Origin of the sequence: Chitinophaga sp. CF418, assembly GCF_900142925.1 — a bacterium.
Lineage (GTDB): Bacteria > Bacteroidota > Bacteroidia > Chitinophagales > Chitinophagaceae > Chitinophaga.
On sequence record NZ_FRCN01000001.1, the window covers coordinates 346,682 to 372,905 of the forward strand.

Consider the following 26,224-nt stretch of genomic DNA (forward strand, 5'->3'; position numbering starts at 1 on the left):
CTCTCAGAATAAAAGCTAATGCGACCGCTGAGGGGTCGCATTAGCATAAGTTCAATAGTCATGTTATTGTGCATCCCACCATACTCTGGAAGTGTAGGTGTCTCCTTTATCCAGGCGACCTACAGCAGTCTGGTAATTAGTAGGGTTAGTAGATGCTTCTGTTGAATGGTAAGCAATTCTCCTTGGTATTGTACCACCGGTAAAATTACCTATGTAGTTAACAGGGGTCAGCACAGGGTAACCTGATCTTCTCCAGTTAATCCACGCTTCAATGAAGTTAAACAGCAGACCATCAGTGGCCCAGTACTGTTCATTGATCATCTTCAGTGATGCGTTCATGCTGCTTTCATCCAGCGGATGTGCAGCAGCATAGGCATCAGCGGTAGCAGCACTGATAGCTGCGCTGGAACTGAAGGTAGCCAGTGACTGTAAAGCCGCGGATACAGCGTTCCTGTAGTGACCGGCAGCAGTACCTGGTACAGTCCAGCCGCGTACAGCAGCTTCTGCCAGCAACAGCTCTGTCTCAGCATAGGTCAGCACGAATTCAGGAGCACTACGACTGAGATATACAGCAGAAGTAGGACGGGAATATTTCCCTAAAGGATATATGTCGCCAGCAGCTCCCGTACTTCCGGGATAGTCTGATCTTTTGGTGATATCAGTAGAGCCTCCTGCCAGATCATAGCCATTAGGCATACCGATTTGCGCACTGGGAGTTCTGTCTCCTGCCAGAGAACTGTTAGTACCATTTTTCAGACCAGCTGGCGGTACTTCAGACGCTACGCCGAGGCGCGGGTCATTATTAGCTTTCAGATAATCGATCAGTGGTTTTGACCATTTTACTTCCCTGTAGTCTTCTGTAACCAGCAGGGCACTGCTTGTGCCGTTACCATTACCGGTAGAGTTATCTGTAGGGCTGAAAGCATTATCTGCAATGTTCTGGAAAGTACCACCTGCAGCAGCTTTTTCAGCATACTGACGTGCCAGTGTAGGATTAGCCCTTACTATGCGCAGAGCAGAACGCAGCATCAGTGAGTAACCGAACCTCTTCCATTTAGCAATATCACCACCATAGTAAAGATCTGAGGTCAGCTTATCTCCGGAGGCATCCAGTGCATTGACAGCAGTTTCCAGTTCTGACAGCATGGAAGTATAAATTGATTCCTGCGTATCATATACCGGTGTAAATACATTTGTCTTGCCTTTCAGCGCCTCTGAATAAGGCACATCACCATAACAATCGGTAATATGCTGCATGATCAGCACTTTCATGATAACACCCACACTGGCCAGGTTCGTCAATTGCTTGTCACTGGCGAGCGATGTCATTTCGAAAGCAAGGCTGGCACTTCTGTAGTCATTGATCCATAGCTGGTTCTGATACCCTATGATACCGGATGAAGCTACATATTTATCACCATTACTATAGTAGTTGTAGGTGGAAGCCAGTAATTGCGGCCACATACTCTCGAACAGCAATTGTGCATACCCTGTATTTGCGTACTGATATTGTGCTTTTGAAAGCAACAGATTGGCATTGTACCTGCTAGCATCTACAGCAACCGGATTGGTGTTAATTTCATCATAATCATGGGTACAACCTGATGAGAACAGTGTTAGACCCAGTGTTATATATAGCAAACCTTTTTTCATGTCCATTATTTTTTAAATTTAACATTCACATTCACACCGTAGGTACGGGTACTCGGCAAGCTTGTACCTTCGATACCTGCATAGTTGATGAGTGAAGAAAATCCTGACTCAGGGTCTACGTTATCAGATTTACGCATGAGGGTAAGCAGATTACGTGCTACAAGAGAAATGCCGATAGACTCGAATGGCAGTTTACCCAGCACGTTCCTACCCACTGTATAACCAAATGTCACCTGGCGCAGTTTGATGAAGTCAGCATCCAGTACACTATTCTTAGAAACCTTATTTGCATATGCCTGATAATAGGTTTGCGCATCTACATTCGTCGTATTTTTCAATCCGGTGCTTTCAATGATACCATCTACGACTATACCTGATTCCCTACCTGCTAACGTCATTTTATCCAGACCGCGGTATACGGCATAGTCTTTGGTTGCAGACAATAGTTTTGCTCCAAACTTACCATCTATTAAGAAAGACAGATTGAAGCCTTTGTAAGCAAAGTCGTTATTAATACCACCGAAGAACTTAGGCAGTACACTACCCATTGGCCTCAGCACACCATCATTCTGTGGCAGGCCGGAAGCATCCAACAGCAGTTCACCTTTGTCATTACGTTTAAAATCGTACGCCAGGATCTGCGGACCAGACATACCTTTCACCAGAGCGGTATTGGCATTCAGCGGACGGTAAGTACCCAGCGTCAGCACGGTACTGCTACTGTTTGCTCCATAGATGTCAAGGATCTTATTCTTAATATAGGTTCCATTCACGGAAGCATTCCAGGTGAAGTTTGCTGTAGATACGATAGTACCGTTTATAGCAGCTTCAAAACCTGTGTTCTGAGTAGAACCGGTTCCGAAATATGCCTTATCATATCCAGTAGCTGAAGAAATAGTACCCTGGATAATTTCACTCTTCGTTTTACGGTGGAAATACGCCAGGTCAACACCTAACCTGTTATTGAAGAATTTCAGTTCCAGACCTGCTTCTACTTCCTTCAGCGTGAATGGTTTCAGGAACAGGTTGGGCAGTGTAGATGAAAAGTCACCTGTGCTGACACCACCAATAGTACTTCCTACATTATAGTAAGACTTGGTGATATAAGCGTCCGTAGGCTCACCACTCGCGTTTGCATAGGAAGCGCGGAACTTACCATAGTTCAGCTTAGGAATGTGTACCAGTTCGGAGAAGATAAAGCTACCGGATACAGATGGTACGAAGATGCTCCTGTTGCCAGGAGGCAAAGTAGAATACACATCGTAACGGCCGGTTGTTCCTATGGTTAGGAAGCCTTTGTAAGAGAAATCGGCGGTATAGTACCCAGACTGTGATTCTCTTGACTGGTAATCATAGTTCCTGCCAAAGTTGGTTACGTTGCTATAGGAATAAACGTAAGGTATGATAAACTGATTACCGGACACGCCAACCATCTCAAAGTTCCTTTTACGCAGGTTACCGCCCACTGCCAGATCTACCTGCAGATCTTCCACGATGTTCTTCTTGAAACCGATCAAACCATCCACGTTCATTTCAGTGGTTTGTTCGTTACGCAGATCCAGGTCACCACTCACTGTTGTACCATTTGCCAGCGTACTGGTAGAGTAAGCAGTACCCCATGGTGTTACTCTGAATTTCCTGTCATTGATGTTATCATAACCGATACGTGCCTGCGCATATAAAAAGTCGAAAAGATCATAACGGGCAGTCAGTGCAGAGATCCAGCGTCTTCTGTCTATGTTATTCATGTACTGATTCACAACAAACCATGGGTTTGATACGAAGTTATCATCTGTCCATACTACCTCACGGCCATTGTTGTCAGGATTGTAGCCCGGCTTCATGAGATCTTCATTAATGTTTGTAGCCAGGAAGATACCATTGTTTGCGTTCAGCGGACCATCACTCAACTGAGGGCGGTTCTGGGACTTGTCATCAATGTAGTTTACCAGCGCACTTATTTTCAGTTTGGTAGTTACATTCTGCTCCAGGTTCAGGTTGAAAGTTTTACGTTTCAATCCACTGTTCCTTAAAATAGAGCGATTGTCCATAGAGGACGCCGATACACGGAAAACACCTTTTTCGCCACCACCGGATACCGATAAGGTATTGGTAAAGGTTGGTCCTGATCTGTAGAAACGGCTGATATTATCATCCACAGCAGAATATGCATATGACTTACCATCAAACTGCGGAGTCATTGACCCGTCCAGTTTTGATCCCCAGCTTAAACGAGTGCTGCTTAATGCATCAGCAGCGTTGGCAGGTTTCACACCATGTTGTCCCTGACCGTATGTATACTGGTATTCGGTATAGTCGATCGCTTTATCCAATGTTAAGTTCGTATTGTATTCCACCTGCATGGTTCCTTTCTTACCACTCTTGGTTGTGATCAGGATCACACCGTTGGTAGCACGGGTACCATACAATGCAGAAGCAGATGCCCCTTTCAGAACGGTCATGCTTTCAATATCGTCGGGGTTGATGTTGGAGATACCATCACCATTATCAGAACCACCCCACTCACCGGCAGCACCTCTCTGTGAGTTATCCATCGGTACGCCGTTGATAACGTACAGCGGACTGCTGGCTCCAAAGCTGGCCATACCTCTTAACAGCACACGTGCAGAAGAGCCGGGACCACCATTGGTACCGCTTACGCTCAAACCAGCCACGCGGCCACCGAGAGAATAAGCAACGTTAGTTTCACGTGCCTGTGTCAGTGATGCTCCGTCAACTTTCGTAACAGAGTACCCCAGCTTTTTGGATTCTTTTGATATACCCAATGCTGTTACCGTTACTTCGCCTAACTGAGAAGAGGATTCTTCCATAGTGAAATCAACAGATGACTGACCTGCGGCGACTTTAACGCCTTTAGATGTATAACCTATCAGTGAAGTTTCCAGTGTAATTTCTCCTTCGGGTACATTTTTCAGGGTAAATGCACCATCAGCACCAGTGATTGCAAAGATGTTCTTTCCTTGCACCTTGACACTTACGGAACCCAGGGGGGCTCCACTTTTTGAATCTTTGACAGTTCCCTGTACCTGCCTTGTTTGAGCAAATGCTACTGTGGAGAGCAGCATCGCAACAACCAGCAAACGTAGATGTCTCATTATCGATTTAGTTTTTGGTTAGAGAATAGACAAGTGATTGACACTTGAAGGCATAGTAAGTCTGGTCGCCGTGCGACAATGTTTCGTTTCATTGTTCGATACTGTTATATTTGGTTGTTGTTAGAAAATACTTTCCCCTTATGCTATTTGCATAGCACTGTTTATGATTCCATCAAGTTTTAGTTTTGATTTTAGTTGACACTTTTCCCTACCCGGCTATCTACTGTGATGTAACAGGGACTTGTTCCCCGTTACAAACACACATGCAGATATGATCCGGTAAATAGCCGGTCAAGACTCAATAACGATTTGAAGTGATAAAATAATTGTTCATTGTTCTACTTTCCACTTTAGCAATCTGATTGACTCTAGTAGTAGTTATAAATTTTGGCCTCGAAAGTTGTTCAATAGTAGCTGTTCAATAGTTTAATATCCAAAGTTGTCCTACTCTTACGAGTAATACAATTCACTGTTCATGTTTGTTTCAAAAATTCTATAAATGACAAGTTTCCTTGCATGGAAGGTGGCATTTTTGCCAGATTTTCATAACTGATTTGCTAATCACTGTCCTTTTTTGCACTCTCTCGTTTACGGCTCCTGGCATCTAATGTACTCAAATTTTAACATTTCGTACAATAACAATTGCGTTCTACATAATTATAACCAAATGAGCGCTAAAACAAATACTTTTTTAACAAGTTCTAATCTTATGTAAACCGTTTTAGCATATTTATAACACTTGATTTCACTAATATGTTCATCTGATAGTATTTTACCTTTGCCACTGGTGTGATTTTGGCTTAATAATTAATCACTTAGCAATAAAAAAAGTGACTACTCATTCTGCAGTCACTTTTCAATATTCGTTTCCGTATGATCTATTTTAGCTTATCTTTTTTCACTCCTTCCTTCGTAATCTTCACAGGAACGATCAGCCCATTATCATCAAAATGCATTTCATCTATACACACCACCCTGTTATTAGCTGCTGTTTCCGTGAGCGGACGTCTATGGTAAACGATATACCAACGGTCAGTGCCCGGTACATTGATCACGGAATGGTGGCCTGCGCCGGTTGCTACTGAGGTATCCTGCTGGAGGATCTTGTCTATACGTTTGAAAGGTCCCGTAGGTGAATCTGCGATAGCATAAGCTACAGAGTAATGCGGACCGCCCCATCCTCCTTCTGACCACATAAAATAGTATTTACCATTACGGATGAACATAAATGGTCCTTCTACATAACCAGCCGGAGTTATTTCCTTAAAGGTGTTACCGTCCTCAAAAGGAGTAAATTCTTTGAAATCAGAACTCAGCTTCGCGATATTACAATGGCGCCATCCACCATATATGATATAGTATTGTCCGTCCTTGTCACGGAAAACGAACTGGTCTATTGGTTGTGCCTTATTATGGAACTTATCGATCAGCGGTTTACCCAGGTAATCTTTATAAGGCCCCCCTGGTTTGTCTGCCACGGCAACGCCTATGCCTCCCTCTTCATTATCGCTCTGGATATCATTAGCCGCGAAGAAAAAATAATATTTGCCATCCTTCTGTACGATAGCCGGGGCCCACATGGCTTTTTTAGCCCATTTTACCGCTGCCGTATCCAGAATATGGGGATGTTTGGTCCATTTTATCAGATCACGGGAGGAAAAAGCATCAAAAAACACCTGTTTCTCATATTTATCGGAATAAGTAGGATATACCCAATATTCTTTACCCCATATTGCCGCCTCGGGATCTGCATACCACCCCTGTACGATAGGATTACCTGCCCGTTTTTGTGCTGCCGAGGGCAGGGACAGGGCTGTTCCCAGTAATAAAAACGTTAAGACCTTTCTCATAATGTATAATTTCCGGTTTGTAATGTATAATTCCCCAGTTTGGGCCACAATATAATAATTGAGTAGTAGAGATCTATGGGCGGCAAACCCCATTTCATTTTTTGTTCCTACTTTTACGCCAGCATTCAAACGATAGGTAAATTGTCAAATTCATCCTTACCGGAGGAGCGGAAACTATTACTGCAGATAGCCAGGGGTGACGAGTCTGCATATACACTTGTCTTCAACCATTACAGCAAACAGGTGTTTAACGTGGCCATGCTTTATCTGAAAGACACTATACCGGCACGGGAAGTCGTGCAGGAAGTCTTTCTGAAAATATGGCTGAAGAGGGAAGCTATGCCCGCTGTGGAAGATCTGACCGCCTATCTTTTTATCCTGACCCGCAATCACATATATGACAGTTTCAAAAAACAGGCAAACCAGGTAAAAGCCCTGGACCATTTCATGCTACAACAGCCCAACGTAGTAGATGATACCGATCACCGCCTCCAGGACCGCCAATATGACCATCTACTTGATAAAGTAGTATCTACCCTTCCTCCTGAACGTAAAAAGGTCTATATCGCCCGGAAAGAGGGCTTAAGCAATGAAGAAATTTCTGTCCGGATGAATATCTCCATTCATACCGTTAAGAAACAAATGCAGCTGGCCATGCAAACCGTAAGGAGCTTTGTGAAAGAACAACTCCATATATAATAGCACTCCGGATATGACCAACCCTATCTAACTAACTGAATATCATCTCCAAAAAAAATTCCACCTCTCAATACTCCTTTCTTTTTCCCCGGTCGTCTTTATTTCTATCAACCCAGTGCCAAACTAATCGTCTATGACAATACCTGAAATAAAGCGATTGCTTGATAAGTATAAGCGTAACGAGATCAGTGAGGAAGAATATCTCCAACTGATGCAGGAAGTCGCTGACGACGCTCACACATCCGCTATCAAGGCCGATATAATGGAGACATTATACGGGAAAGTACCTGATATGGGATTAGGCGAAGAAGAAGCATCCGCCATGCTGACCGGTATTTTCCGGGCCGGCGAAGCTGATGCCCGACGTTTGCGGGTAGTAAGGCGCAGAAGATTGGTATATGGTTCTCTGGCAGCGGCAGTAGTTGCAGGCATGATCGCCACCGGTGTTTATATGTCCCTGCCTCATAAACAGGCGGCTCCGGTTGCAGCTATACGTCCGAAACCATTGCTGCCCGGCGTTGATAAAGCGATGCTCACCCTGGCAGATGGTTCAGTAATACCACTGGATAGTGCCAATAACGGTACACTGGCACAGCAGGGCAATACGCAGATCATGAACAGGAATGGAGCCCTCAGCTATAATGCAGGAGGACAGTCCGGCGAAGTGATGTACAATACGGTAGCGACGCCTCATGGCGGCCAATACCAACTAACCCTGGCAGACGGCAGTCGCGTATGGCTGAACGCTGCCAGCAGCATTCGTTTCCCTACAGCCTTTACCGGCAGGGAACGGCTTGTGGAGATCACCGGGGAGGCCTATTTCGAAGTTGCCCAACAGGCTGACATGCCTTTCCGGGTGAAAGTGGATGATATTCAGGTGAATGTTTTAGGCACCAGCTTTAACATCATGGCCTACCAGGACGAACAGGCCATAAAAACCACCCTGGTGGATGGTGCAGTGCAACTGAAGCACGGCAACAGCTCCAGTGTTTTAAAACCAGGATTGCAGGCTACCCTGTCCCCTAAAGATGATCATTTTGTGATCGCTGCGGCAGACATGGAACAAACGCTTGCCTGGAAAGAAGGCAAATTCCGCTTCAGGAGCACGAATATCCGGACCATAATGCGGCAGCTGTCGCGCTGGTATGACATCGAAGTAAACTACCAGGGAGATGTGTCCGATATAGACCTGACAGGTGTTATATCCCGGAGGGAAGAGGCCGGTAAGCTATTAAAAGCACTGGAGGCTACCCAAAGGGTACAATTCGAGGTGAACGGGAACAAGGTAACCGTGAAACCCGGGGAACAGCAGTAAATCCCTTACGACCAAGGGGGACAACATTATGTAAAAACTAAATTTTTCCAGTTATGACCACGTAGAAGAATCACGTACTGTCAACTTTAGGTAGAAAACCGGATTCCGACTGCCATCGGAACCCGGTATAGATGGCTACCAATTTCCTTAACGTTTGAAAATCGATTATTAAGCCAAGAACACAAAAGTATGGAACTACGCGAGACATGCAAGGCCTATCCGAGGGATGGCTTCTTGCACAGTAAATTATTGTTGGTTATGAAATTAACTGCCATTTTAACACTGGTGTTCTCTCTGCATCTGAGCGCCAGATCTTATTCCCAAACTGTCACGATCGCAGGAAAACACCTTGCTCTCTATGACATCTTCAACAGTATTAGTAAACAGACAGGTTATGAGTTTGTTTATGACGAAAAACTACTGCAGGGTACAGGTGCAGTAGATATCAATTTAAAATCAGCCAGCCTGTCCGATGTGATGGACAAGTGCCTGAAAGATAAACCGCTCTCTTACACTATCATGGACAAGATCATCGTGATTCGTCCAAAGGCAGTGAAAAAAGAGACTCCCGCCGCCATCCAGCCAGCGGCTACCATTGAAGGTACTGTGGTGGATGCTGCTGGTCAGCCCCTGCCTAACGTGGCTATTCAGGTAAAAGGCACCACCCGTGGGGCTATCACCGATGAGAAGGGCCATTTCTCCCTCCAGGCAGAAAGCACCGATGTACTGGTATTCAACTATGTTGGTTTCGAGAAAAAAGAGATCGCTGTTGGTAGCCAGACCAATATCCAGGTAGCACTGACTGAATCCAACAAACAGCTGAACGCTGTTGTGGTGACAGCGTTGGGTATCAAAAGGTCAGAAAAATCCATTACGTATGCTGCCCAGCAGGTAAGTGGCGTGGAACTGACCAAAGCCAAAGATCCAAACCTGATCAATACACTGAACGGTAAGGTAGCAGGTCTGAACATCTCTCCCAGTTCTTCCGGTGTAGGTGGTTCCGCAAAGGTGATCCTGCGTGGCGCCAAATCCGGTCTGGGAAGCAATCAGGCGCTATATGTGATAGATGGGGTACCTATGAACAACTCCCTGACTTCACAGCCTAACAGCTCTTTCGGTGGCAGCGGCGCTTATGATGGCGGCGACCCGATCTCCAACCTTAACCCGGATGATATTGAAAGCATTTCCGTGCTGAAAGGCGCTTCTGCTGCAGCTCTTTATGGTAGCCAGGGCGCTAATGGTGTGATCCTGATCACTACCAAAAGCGGTAAAGCTGGCCGTACCGTGATCAACTTCAGTTCCGGCCTCACTCTCAGTAACGTGGCTTACAAACCTGAGTTCCAGAACAGCTACGGCCAGACAAATGCCACCAACACACAGAGCTGGGGCAGTAAAATATCAGGTGGTAAGGATAACCTGTCTTCTTTCTTCCAGACAGGCCAGAACCTGACCAACTCTATCAGCCTGGCAGGTGGTTCTGACAAGATGCAGACATATTTTTCTTATGCCAATACCACTGCAAAGGGCATCGAGCCTACGAACAAACTGTCCCGCAACAACATCACCTTCAAGGAAACAGGACATTTCCTGAACGATAAACTGACTGCGGAAGCAGATGTTAACTACATCAACCAGACTATCGATAATACGCCTTTAAGCGGTTTCTATTTCAACCCGCTGACCGGTCTGTACCTCTTCCCACGTGGAAAAGATCTGCAACCGTACAAGGACAACTTCGAAGTATTTGATCCTACCAGGCGTCTGATGGTGCAGAACTGGCCTTTCAATGAAGACGTTCAGCAAAACCCATGGTGGATCCTCCACCGCGATCCGAATTCCCTGGACCGTAACCGTTTACTGATGAACGCCAGCCTGAAATATGACGTGAACAAATGGCTGAATATTACCGCACGCGGTAGCATGGACAGGATCAACGATGTATACGAGCAGAAAATATATGCCGGTACCGTCCAGACCCTCTCTCCTGCCAATGGTGTATACGTATACAGCAATACCACTACCAATCAGCAGTACGGCGATGTGCTGGCTAACTTCGACATACCGGTAAACCAAAATATCCGCGTTACTGGTGTGCTGGGTGGAAGCATCAGGGATGTAGTGACCAAAGGTGAGAAATTCAACTCCGGACAGGATGGTCTGAACATTCCGAACCTATTCGTAATCCAGAACTTCAAGACCTTCAATCCGCTGAACTCTGGTACATTACAGGAAAACCATAGCCAGGTACAATCCGTTTTCGGTAGCGCCAACATCTCCTATAAAGACTGGGCATACCTGGACCTGACCGCACGTAATGACTGGGCATCCAATCTGGCCTTTACTCCTTCCGGCAATTACTTCTACCCTTCCGTAGGTCTGAACGTGATCCTGAGCCAGGTAGCGAAACTGCCGGCGTTCATCAGCTTCGCCAAAGTACGTGGTTCCTATGCACAGGTGGGTAACTCTCCCCTGGCATACCAGTCTAATCCGTCAGTATATAACTTCAGCGCTGGCGGTGGCTTCAGTCCTAACACCACTGCACCTTTCACTGATCTGAAACCTGAAAAGACCAACTCACTGGAGTTCGGTACAGAATGGCATTTCTTTGAGAACAGGCTGAGTGCGGATGTGACTTATTATAAGACCAACACCAAGAACCAGACTTTACAGATCAGAGCTCCACAGGGATCCTTCTACGATAACTTCTTCATCAATGCCGGTAATATCCAGAACCAGGGTATTGAAGCGATCGTACGCTATGAAGTATTGCGCGATACCAAGCTGAAATGGAACACCGGTCTTAACTTCTCTACCAACAAGAATAAGATTATCGAGTTATCTCCTAACGCTCCTGAGTTTACATTGAGTGGTGCTTCCGGTTCCAACTATGTATCTAAATTCAAGGTTGGCGGTTCTTTCGGAGATATTTATGGTACTGTATTACAGCATGATGCGCAGGGCCGTATCATGATCGATGCAAATGGCAACCCTATCAAACAGGGTGGTGATTTCGTATTCCTGGGCAACTCTAATACCAAATGGCAGCTGGGATGGAACAACAATCTGCAATACAAAGATTTCAACCTGTCTTTCCTGATCGATGGCAAATTTGGTGGTAAGGTAATGTCTATCACTCAGTCCATGATGGACCAATATGGTGTATCCAAAGTGAGCGGTGAAGCACGCGATGCAGGTGGTGTAGCGGTGAATGGCATTGATCCGAACGGTAATGCAGTATCTAAAGTAGATGCACAGAAATGGTATTCTACTGTTGGCGGTCGTGAAGCTGCTTCCGGAGAGTATATGTACAGCGCTACTACTGTACGCTTACGTGAGGTAGCACTGGGTTATACCATCCCTGTAAAGAACACCAATTTCGTGAAAGCACTGAAATTATCACTGACAGGACGTAACCTGGTGTACTTCTCCAAGAAAGCGCCATTCGATCCTGAGCTGACAATGTCAACCGCTAACGGTCTGTCAGGTGTGGATATCTTCATGCCTCCTGCTACCCGCAGCTATGGTCTGTCACTGAATGCTACTTTCTAATCATTGTTGCCATTAAACTGAAGAAAATGAAACGTTACTATATAAAATGCATGTGGGCGATTGCGGCAGCAGTATTGCTGGGAGCCAGTGCCTGTACCAAGAACTTTGATGTATATAACCAGGACAATACCGGCATTACCCCGGATGACCTGAAAGGAGATTTTAACGATATCGGCGCTTTCCTTACAAGGGCACAGCGTTCTATCATCAATTTTTCGGATGGTGGAGATCCTAACTCTTACCAGTTACAACAAAATCTGAATGCTGACTGCTATTCAGGCTATTTTATGTCCCCCAACCCATTTAACGGCGGACAAAACAACCTGTCCTACTCTCTTATCAGCGGCTGGAATGGTGAGCCTTTCAAGGTTGGTTACCTGAACATCATGGCCTCCGTAAACAGGTTGCGTAGAAATGGTGTGGATACTGCTTATCCTGCCGTATGGGCAGTAGCCCAGATACTACAGGTAACCGGTATGAGCCGTGTTACAGACATTTACGGACCTATTCCCTACAGCCAGGTGGGTACCAGCAAAAGCGCTATTCCATACGATAGCCAGGAAGACGTGTACAAACGTTTCTTCCTGGAACTGGACAGTGCAACCAATAACCTGCGTGCCCAGATCAACGGTAGCTTAAAGCCATTACCTTTCACCTTTGCTAAATTCGACCTGGTATACGATGGCGATTCCACTAAATGGCTGCAATATGCTAATAGCCTCCGCTTACGCCTGGCTATGCATATTGTGAAGGTTGCGCCAGCATTGGCACAGCAACAGGCTGAAAAAGCCCTGGACCCTGCCAATGGAGGTGTGATCACCAGCAATACGGGTAACATGAAGGTAAAAGTACTGGGTGCCGGCTTCAGTAATCCGTTGGTGTTTATAGCACAGAACTGGCTCGATATCCGCATCGGTGCTTCCATTCAATCTTATATGAGCGGGTACAATGATCCGCGTATCGGCAAATATTTTGACAAGTCTACTGATACCACTTTCCCATCCCGGTATCAGGGTATCCGAATAGGCTCCATCAATGGTAATGTGTCCAAGGGAGATTACACCGGATATTCTTCTCTGAATCTAAATGACGGTACACCTTCCTTCTCTATCACCACTCCAGTACAGATCATGACTGCAGCAGAAGTATACTTCCTGAGAGCAGAGGCAGCACTGCGTAACTGGGCAAATACAGGTGGTGATGCGCAGACGCTTTACAACAAGGGCATCACTACCTCTATGGAGCAATGGGGTGCTACTGCCGGTGCTTATCTCACTGATAACACCAGCACGCCTGCCGGTTTTACAGATCCAAAGAACGCTGCGAACAATGCGCCTTCTCCATCTGCCATCACTATCAAATGGGATGACGCAGCTACTCCTGAGGCAAAAATGGAACGTCTCATTACACAGAAATGGATCGCTATGTTCCCTGAAGGACAGGAAGCATGGACAGAATTCCGCCGTACCGGTTATCCTAAACTCTTCCCTGTAGTGAACAACTTCAGCGGTGGCGTAATCAGCAGTACTGTCCAGATCAGACGTTTACCTTTCCCTCAGAACGAGTATAACACCAACAGTGCCGAAGTGACCAAGGCTATCTCGTTGCTGAAAGGTGCTGACAATGGCGCTACCAGATTGTGGTGGGATGCACAATAATATTAATTGTTAAGACTGTCAATCTTGTGAATGTATCAGTTATAAACGGAAACCAACAGTTGAGTATTAAGAATTACTGACTGGACTAAAGAGTGAAGAACAGGAAGCCGTCTCAATTCATTTTGAGGCGGCTTCTTTTTTGTAAGTACTGGTATGCAAATGAAAAAAGCCTCCCCAAAAGGAGGCTTTCCATTTGATATAAGGATATCCTATTCTATTACCAATGTTGCGATAGAATGCGGTAAACTGTTTACAGTAGCTGCTTCGCCTTTGATCCACAATTTGTAAGGAATCTCTTTTGAAGACATGTTCAACACTACAACTGCGAGTTTGCCATCTTTATTAACGAAGGCTGTTGTCTGCAGGTCTGTTCTGTTGGAAGAGGCGATTACACGTTTTGCACCCGGGCGGATGAATTTAGAGAAATGTCCCAGGTAATAATAAGCATTGGTGTAGATCAGTTCACCTGTCTTTGTATCTGCATGCACCGGCGCAAAGCAGAAGTTACCAACATGGTTTGGACCACCATTTTCATCCAGCAGGATGTTCCAGTCCGTCCAGGCAACGGTACCGTTATTAAAGTCATTCACCATGGAGTGACCATAGCGCTCACCAATGAACCATTCATTGATACGCTCACGTTTGAAAGACTCAATACATCCTTCTGTAAAAATGAGGTTCTTGTCAGGGAAAGTTTCTGCCACACGGCGTACGTTGTCAAACATCATCGTACTCCCTGTCCAGGTTTCATACCAGTGGTAACCAATACCCCATACATATTTTGCAGCAGCGGGATCTTCCAGGATGGTGCTGGCACGCTGATATACCTGATCACGGTTGTGATCCCAGGCTATCAGTTTCTTCGAAGCCAGTCCCTGTTTCTGCAAGGTTGGGCCCAGGTAACGTTTGATGAAATCCCTTTCCTCTTCGGCAGAGTAATTACATGATTCCCATTTTTGTTTTGCCATAGGTTCATTCTGTACGGAAAGGCCCCATACAGGAATACCCAGTGACTCATAGGTTTTGATAAACTTCACAAAGAAGTTAGCCCATGACTGGTAGTATTGTGGCAACAGTTTACCGCCATGCAGCATATCGTTGTTATCCTTCATCCAGGCCGGAGGGCTCCAGGGGCTCACATACAATGGCAACTTTCCGCCAGCAGCGGTTATGGCTGCTTTAATGAATGGAATGCGATACTGCACATCGTGTTCTACGCTGAATGTTCTCAACAGGCTGTCTTTATCTTTTACATAGCTATAGGAATCACTGGAGAAGTCGCAGCTCTGTATATTCGTCCTGGCCAATGTGTACCCGATACCATCCACCGGATCATAGTAAGCTTTTACCAGTTCTGCCCTTTTCTGATTAGGCATTTTTGCCCATGTTTCAGCAGCAGCATCAGTCAATGCTCCGCCGATTCCTATCAGTGTCTGGAAACGCTTTGTGGGGTCTACAAAGATGCACACTTCTGTTTCCAGCGGCTGTTTCATGGATGCAAAAGACAAAGTGCCTGTTTCAGTCAGCCGCAGTTTGGTGTTCTCTGCAGTTGTATACACAGTAACGCTTTTGCGCGTAGTGGAATCTTTTCTGTTACTCAGGGCTTCGCTCTTCGCATAACCGGTGTAAGCCACCAGTAACAGCCCTATCAATGCGAACCTTCTCATTTATAAATACAATGTTAGAGTTTACCAGATATATGTAGCTACCGCACCATTGGTCAGGGTACTGGTCACTACTTTTCCTTTGTACTGGATATTGAACGTCTGCGGTGTCGTGCCACTATTTACAACGATCAGCACTTTCTTACCATCGGGGGTTTTAAATGCCACATTGTCCAGCTGGCTCGTGATGTTGGAAGCGATCCTCACAGATCCTGGTCGCACAAATTTAGACGCGTGACCGATAATATAATATGCAACGTTACGAATTACTCCTGAGCCAATTGTCAATGCCCCCAGGCAGGTAGTACAACCACCTTCTGTATGCGGACCATAGTTGGGATCAGCAGCCAGGTTCCATTCCAGTACGTTACGGCTCCAGTTGCGCGTAGCACCAATGATCAGCGTGCTCACATGCCACTTCAGATCATTTCCGAAGTTGCCGGGGCCACCTACCCATTGTTCTGTGAAGTAAATATTCTTCTCCGGATAGGCATCATGCAACTGCGTCAGGGCAGTGATGCTGCCACCGTACAAATGAAAGGCAGCACCATCTACATAAGGATAAGCATCCGCGTCCTTCAGAATAGCAGCAGGATATTCTGGTTTGTCTGCATTATGATCGTATACAATGATCTTTGTGGTAAGTCCGGCTGCTTTAAAAGCAGGGCCTAGGTGATTCTTTACGAAGTCAGCCTGTTCATTGGCCTGCATGACCATACTGGGGTTGTTACCACCGTGTAAGGGTTCGTTTTGCGGCGTAATAGCATCGATCGTGATACCTTCTGCCTTCATCGCCTGGATGTATTTTACAAAATATAAAGCATAGGCAGCATAGTATTCAGGTTTCAGGCTACCCCCCTTGGATGCATTATTTGTTTTCATCCAGGAAGGAGCGGACCATGGCGATCCCAGTATTTTGATATTGGGCGCCAGGGCAACTATTTTCTTCAGTACAGGCAGCAGATCTTTCTTTTCCATATCAATGCTGAACTTCGCCATGCTGGCATCTGTTTCACCTGCGGCAAGATCATTGTAGGTGAAAGGCGCTGCACTCAGGTCAGAAGCACCAATGCTCACACGCAGATAGCTCACACCGATATGTGTACTATCTGTCAGGAACAGTTCTTTCAATAACGCATCCTGTACATCTGCAGAAAGAGAATTGATCAGCGTGGCACTACCACCTGTCAGGCAATACCCGAAACCATCTATGGTCTGATAAGCCTGTGCATCATCTACTTTAATATCAGGATAGATATTGGTTGTGTCTTTGAAGAGCAGTCTTACTTGTTGTTTTTTAAAAAGCACTGTTTTATCTCCGGTCGTCAGCCACATATTTACATCTGTGGTATCGGCCATGGGTGGGTCAACAGTGGGGTCGGGCACTTCTCCCCCTTTATTGTCCTTGCAACCTGCAAAGGAGATCAGGCCTGTCATCAGCAATACAGCCAGGCTGATCGATGTTTTATTAAAGAATCTCATTTTTCAATCATTTTATAAACTCTTACATAATCCACATCCATTGTTACCGGATAAATGGACTCGTCCATACCCTGTGCACCGCCCCAGTCGCCTCCAACAGCAATATTCAACAGGAGATGGAATTTCTTATCGAAAGGCCATACTTTATATCCTTTCCCCTCATTAACAAATTCAAAGATGAGCTGATCGTCAATATAACCACGCAGGGCATAAGGCGTCCAGTCCATTCTATACACATGATATTCCGTACTGGCGTTCTGTATTTTCTTAACGCTTGTTTTCTGTGTGTTTATTTTGAAGTAGTAAGCTTCTGTATGTGCGCTGATATGGATCACATCCTGATCATATCCTACATGCTCCATTATGTCGATCTCTCCTGATTTTGGCCAGTCTCCGTATGCCCAGTCTGTAGGCAGCATCCAGATAGCAGGCCAGGTACCTTTACCGGCAGGCAGTTTTGCTTTGATCTCAAAGCGGCCATACAGGAAGTCACCTTTTCCTCTTGTTACCAGTCTTGCGGAAGTATAGTTACGGTTTTCCTTCACTTCCTTTTTTGCTGTGATTGTCAGCTTGCCATTGGCTACTGAGGCATTGTCGGGGCTGTTGGTATAATATTCCAGTTCATTGTTTCCCCATCCGCCGCCACCGATATCGTATCCCCATTTGGTATTGTCGGGCACTCCGGTATTATCAAATTCATCTGCCCATACCGGGGTTGTCTCAAACGTCCAGTGCTTGTCTACAGGCCCCTGCGGACTTACAGGATTAGTAGTAGTGTCGTTGTCACTTTTTCCTGAGCAGGAAAGGATATTGAAGCCCAGCAGAAGGAAGGGGAGGTATTTCAGTGTTTTCATACGCGCTCTTTTATAGATAAAAAAATTAGGAATCGGGACCAGGAACCAAGCATATAATACACCCTATTCCCGATCCGCAATTCCTAATCCAAAAAATTGGCTCTATTTCTCTTCCAGGAATTTGACATCGTCGATAGTGATACCGCCGGTTCCCAGTGTACCACCGGAGCTACCTGCTTTAATCACAATATAAATATCTCCCGCCTTAGTAAATGTCATGATACCGTTTTTATCCTTGCCGGCGCCATCACAACCGATCTTAGCAAGATCGTTGTCAAACGCTACGGTACCACAACCAGACCAGGTATTCAGAGAAATAAACTTATTTCCGCTATAGTCAGAACCCTGTTTAGGCACGGCAGCATCTATGTAAACTTCAAACCAGGAATTGGTAGCGCCGCTCCCCTGAACACGCCCTGAGAAAACGTAGGATTTACCGGTCTTTACAGTCACCTTCTGATAGATAGCACCATTACTGTTGCCGGTATTACTGAAGACCATTTTTCCGTTCTCTATTTTGATGCTGGTTTGTGTACCTCCGGTGTTCAGCAGTGTCCAGTATTGTTCACTACCTGTTTCCATATTACCACCCTGCAGGATATCCTGCGTTTCGGCGTTCTGGGCGATAGTAATTTCCTTCGCTGTTTTTGCATATCCACCACTGGTGAATACTGTAAACTGGATCTTATATTTTCCGGCCTGGAAAAAGCTCAGTGTATCAGTTTCGCGTTTGGATTTATGTCCTGCATCATCTGTCCATTCAAAGAGAAAACCACCCTGTGTTGTATTCTTTACAACGATCTTATTCGGGTTGCCGTTCAGTGGTTCAGCAGTGAAAGACGCTGTAGGCAGCGGTCCCAGTTCATTATCAGATGATTCCGGTGTACAGGCGGAAACAGCGCCGGCCAGCAGAGCAGCCATTGCTATTGTACGTGTATGTTTTATATATTGAAAGTTCATTTGTGCTGTTTGTTAGATCATGAATGCTGTTAATACGCTTATTTCCACTCAGGATTTTGCTGAAGTTTTGTATTCTCCAGTTCCAGTATTGGAATAGGCAGTACTTCGTGTTTGCCTGTTTTGAAACCACGGTCGCCCAGCGCTGCTGCGGCTCTGCCGGTACGTACCAGGTCAAACCAGCGATGACCTTCACCAGCCAGCTCAAGGCGTCTTTCTTTAAAGATATTATCATCGGTTGCCTCGATAGGATTGAGGCCAACGCGTGCACGTACAGCGTTCAACAGGTCATATGCACGTGAACCAGCACCACTGCTCTGACCTGATTTAACCAACGCTTCTGCTTCCATTAGGTAAGTATCCGCCAGACGGATCTCATACAGGTTTTGCGGGAAGTTCAGTTCCATGTTACCAGGACCGGTAGATTTATCACTGACTTTCGCTGCGAATTTATTCAGGAACCAACCGGTATCGTCATATCCCGGAGAATAATTTGCAATACCATTTGCCTTCAGGCTATCCATATTTAAAACGGTAGCATTGTAACGTGGATCAAAATGGATAGCATCAAACAGGCTCTTGGTAACTACCAGAAAGCTCCAGCCAGATACCATCTGGGGTGCAGTAGGCTTCAAAGCATTATAACCTCTCGGGCCTACCATGATGTTCAGCACATTACCTTCAGTACAGCCTACACAGCCCCAGGCGCCGCCCGATTTGGAACTATATGCTGCTTCAAATATTGATTCGCTGTTGAATTTATTGGCATTGAATTTCCACAGGTCAGCGTAGTTGGCCAGCAACTTATAACCATATTTGGGGCTTGTCTGTCCAGGTGTGCCGTTTACTTCTGCCAGTTCTGCAGCAGCTTCCGCCCATTTCTCCTGGTAAAGGTACACTTTACCCAATAGTGCGTGTGCAGCACCTCTTGTAGCGCGTCCACCTAGTGAATCTACAGGCACCTGATCAGGGAAGTTAGGTTCTGCAATAGCATCTTTGATGTCCTGGATGATCAGATTATATACATCGGCAGGTGGAGACTGTACCACACTGTACATTTCTGAAGCAGATACGGATGTGGTCAGCAAGGGAATATTTCTGAATAAGCGTACCAGGTCGAAATAAAAGAATGCCCGGAGGAATTTACATTCCGCCACAAAACGCTTCTTCAGATTGTCATCCATCGGAACATTTGGCAACTTGCCTAGCAGCGTGTTTGCACGGAAAATGCCAGCATAACCTTTCTTCCATAGCTCTTCCTGAGGGCCCTGATCGGGAGCGAGGGTATATTTTGAAAATACCTGGAAGGCAGTTACGTCACTCGCACCACCACCACCGGCAAGATGGTCATCAGAACCGGCATCCATAGCACCTACTTTGGTTACATAACCACCACCCTGCCAGCCTACCACATCATATACTGCCACCAGGCCATTAAAGGCTTCTGTTGCATTACGGTAGTAGTTGGCTTCGAGATCGGTACCTATAGGTTGTATTTCGAGAAATTTATCGCTACAGCCGGCAGTCAGGTTTAATCCGATGGCCATGGCTATTATATATGGAACTTGTCTTGTTTTCATCTTGTTATCAGCTTTAAAAATTAGAACGTAGCATTTACACCTACCATGAAAGAGCGAGCCTGGGGATAGATACCTCTGTCAATACTGAATACGCCGCCGCCAATTTCAGGATCATAACCACTGTATTTAGTCAGAGTCAGCAGGTTTTCACTCATCAGGTAAACACGGAATTTCTCGATATATGCTTTCTTCAACAGGGACGCAGGCAGGCTATAACCGATCTGCAGGGACTTGATTCTCGCGTAGTTGCCACTTTCCAGGTAGAAGTCGGATGGGTTGGTGAAGTTGTTGTTATCGTTACCAGGTTTTGTTGTCAGACGTGGATAGTCATTGCTTGTACCCGGACCTGTCCAGCGACCCAATGCTTTGGTCTGCCAGTTAGCGGTCGGGATATCCAGACGACGCAGCCCCTGGAAGATCTTATTACCAGCTGCACCCTGTACGAACAATACCAGGTCAAAGCCTTTATAACCGGAATTCAGGGTAAACCCATATGTCCAGCTTGGAGTAGGATTACCCAGGAACTTACGATCGCCTTCATATTCTATTTTGCCATTACCATCCATGTCTACCCAACGGAAATCGCCAGGTACTGCACCAGGTTGTATTTTCGTCCCGTCTTTGTTTACATAGGCATCTATTTCCTGTTGTGTCTGGAAAATACCGTTGGTCTGGAAACCGAAGAATGAACTATATGCCTGTCCAACGGCAGTACGTGTGATTGGCTTGCTGGTAGATTGAATAGATTCTCCGCCGGATAGATAGGCAATATTACGACCAAGGTTGGTTACCTTGTTCTTCAGGTAGGAAACGTTACCATTGATAGCGAAATTAACGTCGCCAAATTTCCTGCGATAACCCAGTTCCAGTTCCACACCTTTGTTTTCCATATCAGCGACGTTAGCTGCAGGATTGGAGATGGCACCTACGTAGAATGGGATGCGTGGATACTGCAGAATGTCTTTTGTTGCCTTTTTAAACAAGTCGAATGACACTGTAATGTCGTGCAGCACTGTTGCTTCAAAACCGATGTTTGTCTGGCTGGTGGATTCCCATTTCAGATCAGGATTCGGGGGCGCATTGGGACTGTTGCCTACAGCGTATGAATCGCCGGTTCCAAAGCTATAGCTCCTGCCGCCGCCAATGGTAGAAAGGTATAGAAGGTCGCCGATATTGTCATTACCTACCACTCCATAACCACCACGTACTTTCAGGAAGTTGATGACCGCATTGTCTGACAGGAAACCTTCACTGGACGCCAACCAACCTAGTGAGAAGGATGGGAAGATACCATACTTCTTATTAGCGCCGAAGCGGGTGGAACCATCACGACGCACAATGGCTTCTGCGAGATATTTTTCATTATAGTTATAATTCAGGCGAGCAAACAGGGATGAAAGCTTGTGATCCGGATTTTCACTACCACTTGCATCTTTCTGGGTTGGCTTTACAGTATACTTGAGTGATGCTTCTTTCAAACTGGTTATTGGCAAGTCATAATAGGTCACAGAACTTGACCTTGTATGGTTGTCAACATATGCGCCCTGTCCTAACAGTAAAGTTATGTTATGCTTACTGAATGCCCTGGTATAGGAGACGGTATTTTCCACGTTCCAGTTAAAGCCGTTGTTATAGCTACGGTTAAAGTTATTACGGGAAGAGATGGTAGATGAGTTGAGATAAGATAGGGGAGTAAACGTCTCACTGCCCCAGAAAGCGATCTTGGAGCCTAAGGTAGAACGTATCTTCAGGCCCTTGATGGGTGATATTTCCAGGTAGGCGTTACCTACGATATTATGAGACCAGTTATACCTGTTGTCTTTGCGGGTAGCGATATATGCCAGCGGATTGGTAATCTCCTGGAATACTGTTTTTGAAAGGCCATAATAATGCCCATTTGCATCTTTAGGTACTGTTGGATCATATGTTGCTGCAACCGCAGGATCGGTTATAATAACCGGAGTAATAGGATCCAGGTTGATAGCAGATGCCAGCGGTCCACCAAATTCACTGTTGGTATTACCAAGACCGATAGACTTATCGTATGCATATCCTACGTTCTGGCCGAAAGTTACCCACTCAGACAGTTTATGTGTAGAGTTCAGACGGAAGTTGATACGCTGATATTTTGAGATATCGCTGGCAACAATACCCTCCTGGTTCAGATAGCCGAAGGAAGAATAGAAGGTAGATTTCTCGCTGCCGCCGCTGATACTGATTTCATGATTCTGGCGGATCGCATTATTGTTAAAGATCTGCGCCTGCCAGTCAGTACCTTGTCCTAAAGACTGAGGATCAGCATATTTAATACCTTCGCCGCCAGCCATAGAAGCCTCGTTGACTAAGGTAGCATACTGTGTCGCATTCAGCAGTTTCAGTTTACGTGCAGGAGCGGAAGTGCCATAATAACCATTGTAGTTCACACTCAGCTTTCCGGCTTTACCTTTCTTGGTAGTGATCAGGATAACACCTGCAGCAGCACGTGCACCATAGATAGCCTGGGAAGCCGCATCTTTCAGTACTTCGATAGACTCGATATCATACTGGTTGAGATAACCGATACCACCGTTATCAACCACAACACCATCCACTACCCACAGCGGATCGTTGTTGTTGAAGGTGGTAAGCCCCCTTACCCTTACAGAAGATCCGGAACCTGGCTGACCAGAGCTGGACGCGATGGTAACGCCGGAGGTTCTTCCCTGCAGGGCGCTTTCAACGCGGGTAATAGACTGGCTTTCCAGGTCGGAAGCTCTCACGCTGGTGATAGCGCCGGTTACCACACTTTTCTTCTGTACACCATAACCTACCACAACGGTTTCAGTCAGGGAAGTTTCGGAACCTTTAAGTCTGATAGACAGGTTTCCATTGCCTACAGCCTGTGTATACGGCACAAAGCCCAGGGCGCTGAATACCAGGGAACCATCGGCAGGCGCCTTCAGTTTGAACCGGCCGTCCACATCGGTAGCGGTACCGGTGTTGCCGTTCTTTACGCGAACGCTTACGCCGGGCACGGGCTCTCCTTTTTCATCCGTTACCCTTCCGGTTACAGCAATAGTAGTGTCTGCCGCTGGTTTAGCTCCCGGCAGGCTTTTAACGATGATGCGGGCACCATCGATAGTATAGGCAAATGGTTGATTGCTTAGGCAGACATCGAGCACCTCTTTGACGGTAGCATTTTTAATATCGATAGTTACAGGATTGGCCGTTGCGAGTAATGTTTCATCGTACACTATGGAAATTCCTGCCTGACGTGCTACCTGGCGAAGCACTTTCTTGAGGGGAGCTTTCTTTTCAGATATAGAGATCTGCTGCGATACCCCTTTTGCGCTGATCTGCAAACAAACCACTAGCAACAAAAAGGTGGTCAGTTTCATAACGTTGACAATTTTGGCTGGTAGAGGCGTCTGCGCACAGAAAGCCCTACCACTAAAGTTTAAATGCATACTTTTGTAGTGTTTGGGAATTTAGAAGATCAATAGTTGTTAACGTGACGTGGTTTTCAGAATGTCCCTGACAAATCTGCCGGAAGTGTTGCAAGCGCTTCCGGTTTTTGTTTCATAGGACAAGCTGCTTCTTTAGTTAATTTGTTTCAGTTACTAATTCCATAACGTAATCATTTTACTTGAATAATACCCCTGTCTGTCTTTACGTGGCTTCAGTACAGTACAGGCTTTATTTCCCCGGTGTAACAGTTAGTTTTCTTCCTGACAGTGAGAATGTAGATCCATTTGCTTCCAGCATATGCAGAATATCAGATAAAGGTAAGCTCCGGCTAATACGTCCCCCAAAGAGCCGTTCATTTCCCGTCTGGTTGTAACTAATGTCAATATCATACCATCTGGCCAGTTGGCGTAGAATGTCCCCCAGGCTGGCATTGTCAAATTCAAAAAAGCCTGTTTTCCAGGCAATTACCTGATCAACATCTGCCGGCCTCACTACGATGCTACCTGTAGCTGGGTCCACGATAGCCTGTTGTCCTGGTTTCAGTCGTTGTTCCGTTGTCCCGTCTTTTACGTTTACGAGTCCTTCTATCAGTGTTGTATTGATACTCTTTTCGTCGGCATAGGCCATGATGTCGAAGCTGGTACCCAGTACCTGCACCTCAAGTTTGTTCAGTTTTACGAAAAATGGCTGGCGTGCATTAGGGGCCACCTCAAAGTAGCCCTGTCCCTGTAATTCCACCTCCCGGCGGTCGCCGTTAAAGGCGGTGGGATATCTCATACTGGAGGCCGCATTCAGCCATACGCGACTGCCATCGGGTAGTACGATATTGAACTGACCGCCCCTTGGCACGGTCAGCGTATTATAAACAACGGCGCCATTGTTACCCTGTACAGCGTATTCCAGCTGTCCGTTCTTCTGACGCACGATGGTTTGTCCCTGGTTGATCACCTGATTACCGGCGCTGTCCAGCGTTACCACATCGCCGTTTGCCAGTATCAGTACAGCTTTATTAGTACCTGGCGCAATATCTCCGGTATTAGCCAGCGCACCGCTACCTGTGGTAAATGTCTTGCGGGACGAGACAGTGCTCATATAATAATACATACCACTTCCCAGCAGCAGTACTACCACCGCAGCAGCAATCCAGCGCATGCGGGCACGCTGCCGTAATTTCACCACTTTATCGCGGGATATGTCCTGTAAAAGTCTTGTTTCTATCCTGTCGCTCACCTCTGAAGGGATCTCATGGTGTTCCCCCGTGGTCTTTTTGAACTCCTGCTGCATAGCCGCCAGCAGGGAGCGGTGGGAACCGGACGATTGGAGCCAGGCGTATAATTCTTCCGTTTCAGCCACAGTACATTGGCCGTCAAGGTATTTTTGTAAAAGTTTTTCGTTGTGGTCCGTGGATGATGACATAAGTTATGAGCACCTTTTGCGGGTACTGTATATATTATCCGCAAATGAAGAATTAGGGTACCCCTGTCTTAAAAAAAAGTTAAAGAATTTTTTTAGCGATGTAAATGGCGAGCAGAATATCGCCGTGCCGGTGCACATAATCGTAAATGAAGCGCATGCCCAGGACCATATGTTTTTTGACGGCATTCCGGGAAATACCCAGCAAAAAGGCCACTTCGTCATAACTTTTCCCCTCCTGCCGGCATAATTTGAATACATTCAGCCGCTGGGGAGGCATTCTTCCGAGCGCTTCCTGGAATAAACGCTCATATTCCTTGGCCCTTACTTCCTGTTCCGGCTGCGCACCGGCGGTTTCACTCAACTGATTGAATAACTGGTCTCTGAGTACTTTATCGGTGGCAAGCTTGTCGATCGTCTTTATAACATGGTTCCGGGCGATCCTGTATAAATATCCTGTAAAGGACAGTTCAGGATTAATACGGTCCCTGATTTCCCATACCTTGAGGAACACATCATGCACCAGATCTTCTGCAAGTGAAGGAACTTTGCAAAACCGCAATACATAGATGTAAAGAGAGGCGTGATAGTGCCGGTAGATTTTCGTGAACGCAGACTCATCTCCCTGCTTCATCCTTAACAACACCTCTTCCTCGGATGGCATACGATCCATATCAAATTGTACATTAGTAGGAACCCCCTAAAAGGTGTAAATCTAAATAAAAGTGCCCAATGTACAAATTGGGCAGGATTGGCGTAGAAGGGTATTTTTTACGCGTAGCTGGCGTAGGATCTTTAGAGTTGTAAATATTTCTACATAATTTATTTGCGCAATTGAAATAAATGTTCATATATTTGCACCCCCGACGAACGGGAAACTACGATGGATCAGTAGTTCAGTTGGTTAGAATGCCGCCCTGTCACGGCGGAGGTCGCGGGTTCGAGTCCCGTCTGGTCCGCAAGCTTTAAGCCTCTAAATCGAAAGAT

The 26,224-nt window shown here is 46.0% G+C and carries 15 protein-coding genes and 1 tRNA gene; 5 read left to right on the forward strand and 11 right to left on the reverse strand.

The window, feature by feature from the left end; all coding sequences use genetic code 11:
• Nucleotides 1-63: 63 nt before the first annotated feature.
• From F3I09_RS01445 to F3I09_RS01455, 3 genes are all read right to left on the reverse strand, one after another.
• Nucleotides 64-1,653: a SusD/RagB family nutrient-binding outer membrane lipoprotein gene (locus F3I09_RS01445; protein WP_149693260.1), complete on the reverse strand. Its 1,590-nt coding sequence runs from the start codon at nt 1,651-1,653 to the stop codon at nt 64-66.
• Nucleotides 1,654-1,658: 5 nt separating this feature from the next.
• Nucleotides 1,659-4,769 (reverse strand): SusC/RagA family TonB-linked outer membrane protein, encoded by a 3,111-nt coding sequence (locus F3I09_RS01450; protein ID WP_149693261.1) that lies wholly within the window; start codon nt 4,767-4,769, stop codon nt 1,659-1,661.
• An 878-nt stretch (nt 4,770-5,647) separates the two neighbouring features.
• Nucleotides 5,648-6,619, reverse strand: coding sequence for a glycoside hydrolase family 43 protein (locus F3I09_RS01455; protein WP_149693262.1), 972 nt, complete (start codon nt 6,617-6,619; stop codon nt 5,648-5,650).
• Between the two features lie 141 nt (nt 6,620-6,760).
• Between F3I09_RS01455 and F3I09_RS01460 the strand changes: the two genes are divergently transcribed.
• The 4 genes from F3I09_RS01460 to F3I09_RS01475 all read left to right on the forward strand — a co-directional run bounded on the left by F3I09_RS01460 (nt 6,761) and on the right by F3I09_RS01475 (nt 13,840).
• Nucleotides 6,761-7,318, forward strand: a complete 558-nt coding sequence (locus F3I09_RS01460; protein WP_188133640.1) for an RNA polymerase sigma factor — start codon at nt 6,761-6,763, stop codon at nt 7,316-7,318.
• Nucleotides 7,319-7,451: 133 nt separating this feature from the next.
• Nucleotides 7,452-8,633: a FecR family protein gene (locus tag F3I09_RS01465; RefSeq protein ID WP_149693264.1), complete on the forward strand. Its 1,182-nt coding sequence runs from the start codon at nt 7,452-7,454 to the stop codon at nt 8,631-8,633.
• 258 nt (nt 8,634-8,891) lie between these two features.
• Nucleotides 8,892-12,182, forward strand: coding sequence for a SusC/RagA family TonB-linked outer membrane protein (locus F3I09_RS01470; protein WP_149693265.1), 3,291 nt, complete (start codon nt 8,892-8,894; stop codon nt 12,180-12,182).
• A gap of 26 nt (nt 12,183-12,208) precedes the next feature.
• Nucleotides 12,209-13,840: a RagB/SusD family nutrient uptake outer membrane protein gene (locus tag F3I09_RS01475; protein WP_149693266.1), complete on the forward strand. Its 1,632-nt coding sequence runs from the start codon at nt 12,209-12,211 to the stop codon at nt 13,838-13,840.
• A 209-nt stretch (nt 13,841-14,049) separates the two neighbouring features.
• On the opposite strand, the gene F3I09_RS01480 is transcribed toward F3I09_RS01475, so the two are convergent.
• The 8 genes from F3I09_RS01480 to F3I09_RS01515 all read right to left on the reverse strand — a co-directional run bounded on the left by F3I09_RS01480 (nt 14,050) and on the right by F3I09_RS01515 (nt 25,910).
• A complete protein-coding gene (locus F3I09_RS01480) occupies nt 14,050-15,507 on the reverse strand; it encodes a glycoside hydrolase family 30 beta sandwich domain-containing protein (RefSeq protein ID WP_149693267.1) in 1,458 nt (485 codons plus the stop codon).
• Nucleotides 15,508-15,528: 21 nt separating this feature from the next.
• The gene (locus tag F3I09_RS01485; protein WP_149693268.1) at nt 15,529-16,986 is read right to left on the reverse strand and encodes a glycoside hydrolase family 30 beta sandwich domain-containing protein; all 1,458 of its coding nucleotides are present in this window, start codon (nt 16,984-16,986) and stop codon (nt 15,529-15,531) included.
• Entirely contained in the window at nt 16,983-17,840 is an 858-nt protein-coding gene (locus F3I09_RS01490; protein WP_149693269.1) for a glycoside hydrolase family 16 protein, read from the reverse strand. Before F3I09_RS01490 ends, F3I09_RS01485 begins: the two co-directional genes overlap by 4 nt.
• 102 nt (nt 17,841-17,942) lie before the next feature.
• A complete protein-coding gene (locus F3I09_RS01495; protein WP_149693270.1) occupies nt 17,943-18,800 on the reverse strand; it encodes a hypothetical protein in 858 nt (285 codons plus the stop codon).
• A 38-nt stretch (nt 18,801-18,838) separates the two neighbouring features.
• Nucleotides 18,839-20,377 carry a RagB/SusD family nutrient uptake outer membrane protein gene (locus F3I09_RS01500; RefSeq protein ID WP_149693271.1) on the reverse strand — a complete coding sequence of 513 codons (1,539 nt, stop codon included), beginning with the start codon at nt 20,375-20,377 and terminating at the stop codon, nt 18,839-18,841.
• A gap of 20 nt (nt 20,378-20,397) precedes the next feature.
• On the reverse strand, nt 20,398-23,754 hold the full coding sequence (locus F3I09_RS01505) for a TonB-dependent receptor (RefSeq protein WP_149693272.1): 3,357 nt from the start codon (nt 23,752-23,754) through the stop codon (nt 20,398-20,400).
• 298 nt (nt 23,755-24,052) lie between these two features.
• Nucleotides 24,053-25,240 carry a FecR domain-containing protein gene (locus tag F3I09_RS01510; RefSeq protein ID WP_149693273.1) on the reverse strand — a complete coding sequence of 396 codons (1,188 nt, stop codon included), beginning with the start codon at nt 25,238-25,240 and terminating at the stop codon, nt 24,053-24,055.
• A 79-nt stretch (nt 25,241-25,319) separates the two neighbouring features.
• Nucleotides 25,320-25,910, reverse strand: a complete 591-nt coding sequence (locus F3I09_RS01515) for an RNA polymerase sigma factor (protein ID WP_149693274.1) — start codon at nt 25,908-25,910, stop codon at nt 25,320-25,322.
• A 212-nt stretch (nt 25,911-26,122) separates the two neighbouring features.
• On the opposite strand from F3I09_RS01515, the gene F3I09_RS01520 reads away from it, so the two are divergent.
• A tRNA-Asp gene (locus F3I09_RS01520) sits at nt 26,123-26,196 on the forward strand.
• Nucleotides 26,197-26,224 lie beyond the last annotated feature (28 nt).

Excerpts from the sequence above, each read along its gene's own strand:
- F3I09_RS01445 (WP_149693260.1), bottom strand. The coding sequence starts at position 1,653 with ATGAAAAAAGGTTTGCTATATATAACACTGGGTCTAACACTGTTCTCA.
- F3I09_RS01450 (WP_149693261.1), bottom strand. The coding sequence starts at position 4,769 with ATGAGACATCTACGTTTGCTGGTTGTTGCGATGCTGCTCTCCACAGTA.
- F3I09_RS01455 (WP_149693262.1), bottom strand. The coding sequence starts at position 6,619 with ATGAGAAAGGTCTTAACGTTTTTATTACTGGGAACAGCCCTGTCCCTG.
- F3I09_RS01465 (WP_149693264.1), top strand. The coding sequence starts at position 7,452 with ATGACAATACCTGAAATAAAGCGATTGCTTGATAAGTATAAGCGTAAC.
- F3I09_RS01470 (WP_149693265.1), top strand. The coding sequence starts at position 8,892 with ATGAAATTAACTGCCATTTTAACACTGGTGTTCTCTCTGCATCTGAGC.
- F3I09_RS01475 (WP_149693266.1), top strand. The coding sequence starts at position 12,209 with ATGAAACGTTACTATATAAAATGCATGTGGGCGATTGCGGCAGCAGTA.
- F3I09_RS01480 (WP_149693267.1), bottom strand. The coding sequence starts at position 15,507 with ATGAGAAGGTTCGCATTGATAGGGCTGTTACTGGTGGCTTACACCGGT.
- F3I09_RS01485 (WP_149693268.1), bottom strand. The coding sequence starts at position 16,986 with ATGAGATTCTTTAATAAAACATCGATCAGCCTGGCTGTATTGCTGATG.
- F3I09_RS01490 (WP_149693269.1), bottom strand. The coding sequence starts at position 17,840 with ATGAAAACACTGAAATACCTCCCCTTCCTTCTGCTGGGCTTCAATATC.
- F3I09_RS01495 (WP_149693270.1), bottom strand. The coding sequence starts at position 18,800 with ATGAACTTTCAATATATAAAACATACACGTACAATAGCAATGGCTGCT.
- F3I09_RS01500 (WP_149693271.1), bottom strand. The coding sequence starts at position 20,377 with ATGAAAACAAGACAAGTTCCATATATAATAGCCATGGCCATCGGATTA.
- F3I09_RS01505 (WP_149693272.1), bottom strand. The coding sequence starts at position 23,754 with ATGAAACTGACCACCTTTTTGTTGCTAGTGGTTTGTTTGCAGATCAGC.
- F3I09_RS01510 (WP_149693273.1), bottom strand. The coding sequence starts at position 25,240 with ATGTCATCATCCACGGACCACAACGAAAAACTTTTACAAAAATACCTT.
- F3I09_RS01515 (WP_149693274.1), bottom strand. The coding sequence starts at position 25,910 with ATGGATCGTATGCCATCCGAGGAAGAGGTGTTGTTAAGGATGAAGCAG.